Consider the following 8,123-nt stretch of genomic DNA (forward strand, 5'->3'; position numbering starts at 1 on the left):
GAATCATTTTACGTTTTTTCAGAACAAAAGTACTCATTTCAATTATGAAAAAGTTTCTAATAGCAATTGTATTATTTGTGGTAGGTTTATCAGTATCAGCACAAGAATGTTTTGATGTCCAACTAACTCCTACTGCTGGGCAGTGTAAGTCGGATGCGAAGTTACGTGTGACAGCACAGCCTAAATCACCTATGCCTGCAGGTTGTACTTCTTCAGGTAACTACTCTGTTGAACTGACAAAACCTTCAGGAAGCCCAAGTCTACAAGCCCTTTCGGGTACTCCAGCCTCCTATGAGTTTGCCGATTTGCAACCAGGAGTTTATACGGTTACAGTCTATGATAACAACGCAGTAGGGGTAAAACCAATTGTAAGAACTGTTACCATTACTACTACCTATAAAACTATGAATATCACAGCTGAAGGTATAGCACCTACTTGTGCGGGAGTGATTGATGGACAAATACAGTTCAAAATTCCTTCTGGTGGTACAGGTCCTTTTGAAGTAACAGTTACTGATGAAAGTGGAAATATATTAATTCCTATGCAAACTTTCAATCGTCCTTCACCTGCTACGAAATTTATTACCATACAAGGAGGCCCTGGTAAAGAATTGCGCACAGGTAATGTAGTATTAGTAGTGCACGACAAAACAAATATAAGTAATGTTTGTGGAGAAACACAATACGTCCCTGTAGAAATAAAAGAACCTGAGGATCCTTCTTGTTTTGAAATTCAAATGTATCAGACCCGTTTTTCTATGGGGGCTAATTGTAAGTTCAAACTCTATTTTATAATTAGAAAAAAAGATGGGGGGTATGTATTTGCTGAGCCTTATCGAGCAGCAGCTAACAATTATTTTAAAGGAAAAGCAAAAGTAGAGATTCTCAATAGAGTTCAACCTGTTGCTACACCTCGTTTTGTAGATGAAAACTTCTATGTAGATGATTATATCTTCCAAAAAGGTGACCAAATACGCATAACCGTAAATGGAGGTAAAAATACAATTGTCCAAACTGTTGAATTAGACAATGGTATTGATATACCCCAATGTCCCTCTGACCCCCGCTATCAAATAGGATTGTATCACAATGATGCTTCTACTTATCAGTGTGGTACTGCTTCCTATACATTGTATATGTATTTTCAATATGCAGATCGTCAAGTTAAAGATGTAATCAATGGAGGTACAAGGAGAATACAAGTCAAATATAATAATGAACAAGTAAAGCCTACATTTATTGTAGAAAAAGAAACGTCTCCAGGGGTTTGGTCTATCATTACACCTGCTTGGCATACCTTTGCAGCTGATAACAATAGTGCCAGAGTAAATCTTCCCTCTTCTGGTAAATACCGTATCCGTTACCAACACCCTAATGGTTGCTCTGAACTCTGTAGAACAGTGGAATTAACGCCTCCTGCAAGCATTGACCCCGCTCAGGCTTTTAGAAATATAAGGTATGCCTATGGTGTTTATGAAAATACAGGGGCGTTCTATAGATATATTTACCGCCGTAACAAAGAAGTAATCTTTCCAATTACAGTGAAATTGACTCCTACCGATGGTCGTTCTGCAATTTCTTTCCAAACACGCTTGCCTTTTGAAACCGCTACTTATACTAAAACTATAGTTTTCCCTTTGGTACAGACTTGGAATGATGAACATTATTACGGTTGGGGCGATTTGCCAGCAGGTACTTACTCCCTTTCTATCACCGATGCTTGCGGCAATATAGCTACCACAACTGTTCAAATCGCTTTACTGCGCAAAATTACTGATTCCATTAAAGTAGAAACAACTTGTAATAGCGGAAAAGTGACTTATGATTTAGGTGAAATGTATGGATCAACTCCTAAAGTGTACTTGACTCGTGAAACTTTTCCTGGAAATTATGTAGATATCGATACAAAAACCCCCAAAGGATATAGTCAGCAGCCTGTAGGAAGTTTTTCTAACTTATTTCCAGGTAATTACGCCTTGAAATATAGGAATTTATATTACCAAGCTACAGACAATAGCCCAGTCCATTGGCAGGTAGAGACTGCTTTACCCACTGCGGCGGGTAAATACCCTCATAGTCAAATCTATTACCATCCATTTACAGTAAAACCTCAACCCTCTTTAGATCCTGTGCTCTCGGCTTCTGCTTGTAGTGCTTCAAGCGGTTCTGGTATCATTTCTGTAGATCTAACAGGACAGCAAATTTCTTATCCACTTACCTTTACACTATTTAAAAAACCTAATCTCACCACTCCAGTGAGAACGATCACTTTCCAAGCTACTGATCCTAACAACACTTATGCTGTCTTTAATAATTTGGACGATGGTAGTTATATGGTGCGTACTACTCACGCCTGTCAGTCAGTGCAAAACGATATTGAGGTGAAAATCAATACTGCTTTTACTCCTAATGTGGTGATAACAGCTGCAGCCAATTGTCGCGGAGATCAAGCTAAATTGTACTTTAGTCTATCTGATTTCTTATTCGATATTCGTTGGTATCAACTCAATGCAGCAGGACAACGTACTACCAGCACTCCTCTTGGTACACAGCGTACTTTTTCTCGTGCTATCTCCGAAACTACTACTTTTGAGGTAGAGTACCAACTCAAAAGTAATATAGGCTGTGGTGGTTCTACTACCCCTATGACCAAAACCGTAACAGTTTCTCTGCCTAAGGATACAACACCCCCAGTAATTTCAGGCTGCCCTTCTGATATTACGGTAATAGCCGATGCTGGCAAATGTAGTAAAAAAGTATCGTGGATTGAACCTACTGCTACCGATACTTGTTTCGATACAACTCGCACTACACGTTCTCATACTCCTAATACCGAATTTGGTATAGGTACACATACCGTAGTGTATACTTTCTCTGATATTTATGGTAATACCAGCACTTGTACTTTCAAAGTAATTGTAAAATCGCGTGCTTTGGAAATGACTGTAAATGCTCGCTATACCAATAACGCAGGGGTAGCAGTAACACAACTCAATCCTAATGATGAGTTTATATACGAAATTTCTTATCAAAATACAGGTCAGAATGCTATTAGTACAGCTTCTCTCACCGTGAAATTGCCCGTAAATGCAAGATTAATCACCAATGGTAATCCTATTCTAACAGGAGCTACCCAAGGAGGAATTGCTCCAGGACAAAGCTATGACCCTATCACTAAAACCTACCTATTTAATATACCTGGTACTACTATTCCTTTGGGTGGAGCTACTAAGGTAATCAAAATCCCAATGAAACATATAGGAGGATGTGCCGAAGCGTCTAAACCTTGTGGCAATTACTTCACTATGAGCTACCAAATGAATTATGGTAGTATAACTCCTGGTTGTAATATAGCACCTCAAGCTAAAGAAGGAACTCACTCTATGACTATCAATACAGCAGGTTGTTCTCGCCAAGAAGTGTTCTGTGTAGGTAGTACACTCAACCTCACTGCAGAACAAGGTTTTGATACCTATAAATGGTTTGTTAATGGCACGCTCCAACCTACTTATACTACCTATCAATATACAGGTGCAGGAACTGCTGGCACTTACAGAGTAGAAAAAACTAAAATCTGCGATGGCGTACAAATCACAAGTGAAGAGGTAATCAACTTCCAAACAGCAACTACGGCTACCGATCCTATTCGATCTCAAGCAAACAATGTTGGAGTAACCTGTGCCGATAATAATACTTGGACAAGCCACTTCTATTTGTGTGATGGCAAAAGCAAAACTATTAGTGTGAACTATGTGAACACTACTTTCCAATGGCAACAATGGAATGGCTCTTGTACCGAATCCTCTTCTGATTGTAGAAATTCAGACGACCAATGTTGGACACCTTTGCACTCCAATAGTATTTTCCAACTCAATACCTCAGGTAAATACCGCTTAAAAGTACAAAGTGGTAGCTGTGCTAATTTCTTCTATTTCGAAGCCTTTACAGCTGGCTTAGGAGGTACTGTAACTGATGTAATTCATCAAACTGATTTTACACAAGGTTCCGTAAAAATATCAATGAATACTAATGGAATCAATTATAATATACAGATATTTGATGCAAGTGGTACAAGAGTCAAAAATATCACTACTTCTAATAGTGAAACTCTTGTAGATGGACTTTCACAAGGTACTTATACCGTAAAAGTAACCTCTCCTCAAGTAGTAGGTTGTGAACTCAACGACTCTTTTGAGATTAAAAAACTCAATAAGATGACAATGATGGCTACTTTCAAAGGTTTCAAACAGTGTAATACAGCAACCTTTGAGCTTAAAGCCGAAGGGGGCGAAGCACCTTATCATTTCTTCTTATGGTCGATAGATGGCGTACAACAGCATGCTAATGAGTCTGCAGCTTTGAATTCCACCCCTATTGCTACTCAAAGCGTGAGTGAAAGTTCTAAAACCATAGATGTGCCTAATATCACTCAAGTAGGAGAATATGTATTCTTAGTAGGTGATGCACGTAACGGAGCATTTGCTCTTTCTAATAAGGTGACAGTTACACCTCCTAATCCACATAACTTTACTGTATCGGCAACTACCGAAATTGCTTGTGCAACCCAATCTAATACCGGAATCATCAATACTATATTTGGTGTTCCTAATCAAAAACGCAAAGTAATCCTTTATACACTCGATGCTAATGGTAACCGCTTGCCTAATCCACGTACTAGTGTAGGTGGCCTGTTCACTGGCCTAACTGCCGGTACTTACGAAATATTCATCGAAGCAAAAGTAGGAGTTACTACTTGTACTTATAGCAAAAAACCTGTAGTAATTCTTCCTACTCAAAAACCATTACAAGGCTTTGCTTCCATACTAGCCGATAAGTCTTGTGATACAAACAACCCTAAACAGTACAAAGTAGCTGTAGCTAATATTTCAGGCGGAACGACTCCTTATCGTTATAGTTTTGATGGAGGAGCTACTTTTGGTTCAACTGCTATAGGTTATATGGGAGCTTCAGGTAATATATTTGTTGAAGATAGCAAAGGATGTCGTATCTCATTGCCCATCAAGGTGGCTCCTGATGTAATTCCTTCAGTAGGAATAAGCTCTATTACCTATCGTTGTGATAGTGGCAATGGGGTTGTAACCCTCACAGTTTCAGCTACTGCTTCACAAACTTACGAATATAGCATTGATGGTGAAACTCCTCAATCGATGAGTGGAACCACCGTAGTGCGTGAGCTTACATCTGGGGTACACTCACTCACAATATATTACAAAACTGTAGTGACCGATACTACTAACAATGTGCTCTTTAGAGAAGATTTTGGAACAGGAAACAATGGTTGTCTCTCTGATGCTACCACAGCGTTCACTTGTGCAGCTACGGGAACCCTTTCCGATGGTAACTATATCCTCACTAAAGCAGTAACCCTCCAATCTGGTTGGGTAACAACTCCTCCTGCCGATGCTTCAGGCGGTCGCTATATGGCGATAGCAGGTAGCGGAGGCAATGAAAAGGTATACGAAAAACGTTTGAACGGAATAGAACCTAACAAACCACTTTCTGTGAGTTTAGATGCAATGAGCTTGATTCCTACAGCAGGAATTGCACCTCGCTTTAATATAGAAGTTCGTAAAAGTGATGGTTCGCTACTCCTTAGCAGATATGCAGGTACGGCTACTAATGGAGTAGGGTGGACAAGCCTAAAAGCAGATTTCTTAGCTACCGAAATAACTGGATTTAGCGATAATCAACTTATTATAAGAATCGTAAATATAGCAGTTAATACCTATAACAATTTAGGCAACGACTATGTAATCGATAATATAACAGTATTCCAACAACCTAAAATCTGTGACAATAGTATCACTCAGCTCATCAATATAGAAGCTAATAAGCAAATGCGTGTTGAAAAATACGGAGCCGAGAAAAATGTAAGTTGTTATGGTAACCACGATGGTGCTGTAGCTATAAGGGTCGTAAATCCTGTTTCTAATCAAGTGAAATACACTACCGATCCTTATCAAACTACTTGGACAACCACTACACTCAACGCCCAAGGAGTCTTTACAATTACGGGGCTTTCAGCTACTCAAAACGGAGTACTTACCGTACAAGATGCTACTCAAAATACTTGTGTGGTATCTCTTGCAGGTGGTTATAAAATAGGTGAACCTGGAGTGATTACACCTACTGTAATAGTAACCGATAAAGCTACTTGTTTCAATAATCAAAAAGCAAAAGTGAGAGTTTCGGCTACAGGGGGTACTCCTAACTATCGTTTCCAAGTAGGACTCGTAACAGGTACCCTTAGTGCGATGTCAGCTCCTTCTATTAACCCGATAGAGTTCTCTATCCTATCACCTGGCACTTATAGTTTAGTAGTAACTGATAATAACAATTGTACTACTCAAACTACTTTCGAGATTGTAGCTCCTGATACTATTTCGGCTACTGCCGAACCGGCTTCATATTGCTATCAATTTAGTGATGCCAAATATGTAGTAATTAATATCTTGAGTGGTAATGGTAACTACAAAGTACAAAAACAAGGTAGTACAAGCATTTATGCGTTCTCTTCAGGTAGCTTCACTTACCCTGAAGAAGTAGCTTCAGGTACTCACACCTTTATGATTACCGATGGTTATGGTTGTACAACAAGTGTAACTACTAAAGTGTTTGAAGCACTTAGCTTGCAAGTATCACCTACCCATCAACAGTATGCAAATTGTAAAGGTAATTTAGTAACCTATACGCTTACAGCAAAAGGTGGAGACCCAGTCGCTATCAAAGAATTTAGAGTGAGCACCGATAGTGGAGCTACTTATAGTACGATAGGTTCGGCAACAAGCCAAGTCGAATATGGTGCCAATGCTACTACTCATACCGATTTCAAGTTCCAAGTGCGTTACTATCCTGATGGTAGCGAGTGTAAAGCTGAACAGTATATAACCTTGCGTAGTGATCCTCCGCGTTTGCTTGTAGGTACACTCACCGTTACAGCAGCTACTTGTGGTCGTGCTAATGGAGCTTTATTGCTCTCCCCGTCCGATTATCACGTTGGAACCTCTTCACACACAGTACAAGTGTTAGATGCTTCTAATGCAGTACAAACAATGACGGCTTTAGCTCCAGGAGTTTATACCTTAAAAATCACTGACGATAGAGGTTGTGAGTTTACACAAAACTTTACTGTAAATGGAGTGCCTCAACTCACCGCTACAGTCACAGTTACTAAACAAATTAGCTGTAACTCCCCTACTGCCGATTTAGCAGTGAAATTGATTACAGGAGGTAAAGCTCCTTATACAGTTAAGGTTGAAAATACAACTCATAACACTACGCAAAGTGCTACTCACAATAGTCAGGCCGCTAATACTACACTGCCATTTACAGGATTGAACTATGGTAATTACAATATTACTATCGTCGATGCTAATGGTTGTGAAACTCACTTGCAAACGGTAGTGAATGCAAATACAACCTCTATTACGGTACGTTATGATACACCTACAAATTGTAGTACTACCCATAATGCTTACGTAAAAGTAGCAAGTACAGCCTCATTCACTACTACTGCTAATGCTTACTTTGCTGTATATCGCACAGGTATCCAAAATCCAATAGCTCCTTGGATAACACCTAAGGTTGTTCCTAATAGTACAGGAGGTAGTGATACTTGGTACAAAGGTAATCCGGTAACAGGAGGTGTGGAAGCTAATATACCTAACCTTACTTCAGGGGTACGTTATACCTTTGTAGTATACAATGCCGATACAGGTTGCCGTTATACACATGAGGCTACTATACCAGTGCCTACACTTTCTACCTTAGCGGTAACTTTATCTCAAACGCCTACAACTTCTTGTGCTGAAGGTAATGATGGTAAAGTAAATTACACCCTTAGCGGTTGGCAAGCAGGTAGCACTATTAGCTGGAAAATATTCAATAATAGTACCCATCAGCAAGTAGATACAGGTACGGCGGCAGCAGTAACTACACCACAAACAGCCGGAAGTGCTTTAGCAGCAGGTCATTATTATATTGTATTTACCGAAAGCCCAAGCAATTGTACGCAAGTACTTCACTTCGAAGTAAAAAAATCTCATTTGCAAATGCAGATATCTGCAACAGCTACCCAAAAAGCTTCTTGTAATACTCAGGGA

Annotated in this window: 1 protein-coding gene; it reads left to right on the top strand. The window is 39.5% G+C overall.

What is annotated here, in order from left to right:
* Positions 1-44: 44 nt before the first annotated feature.
* The coding region (locus tag HMPREF9073_RS15160) for an HYR domain-containing protein (RefSeq protein ID WP_009414512.1) at positions 45-8,123 on the top strand (8,079 nt) is incomplete at its 3' end.

It is taken from the genome of Capnocytophaga sp. oral taxon 326 str. F0382, assembly GCF_000318295.1.
Lineage (GTDB): Bacteria > Bacteroidota > Bacteroidia > Flavobacteriales > Flavobacteriaceae > Capnocytophaga > Capnocytophaga periodontitidis.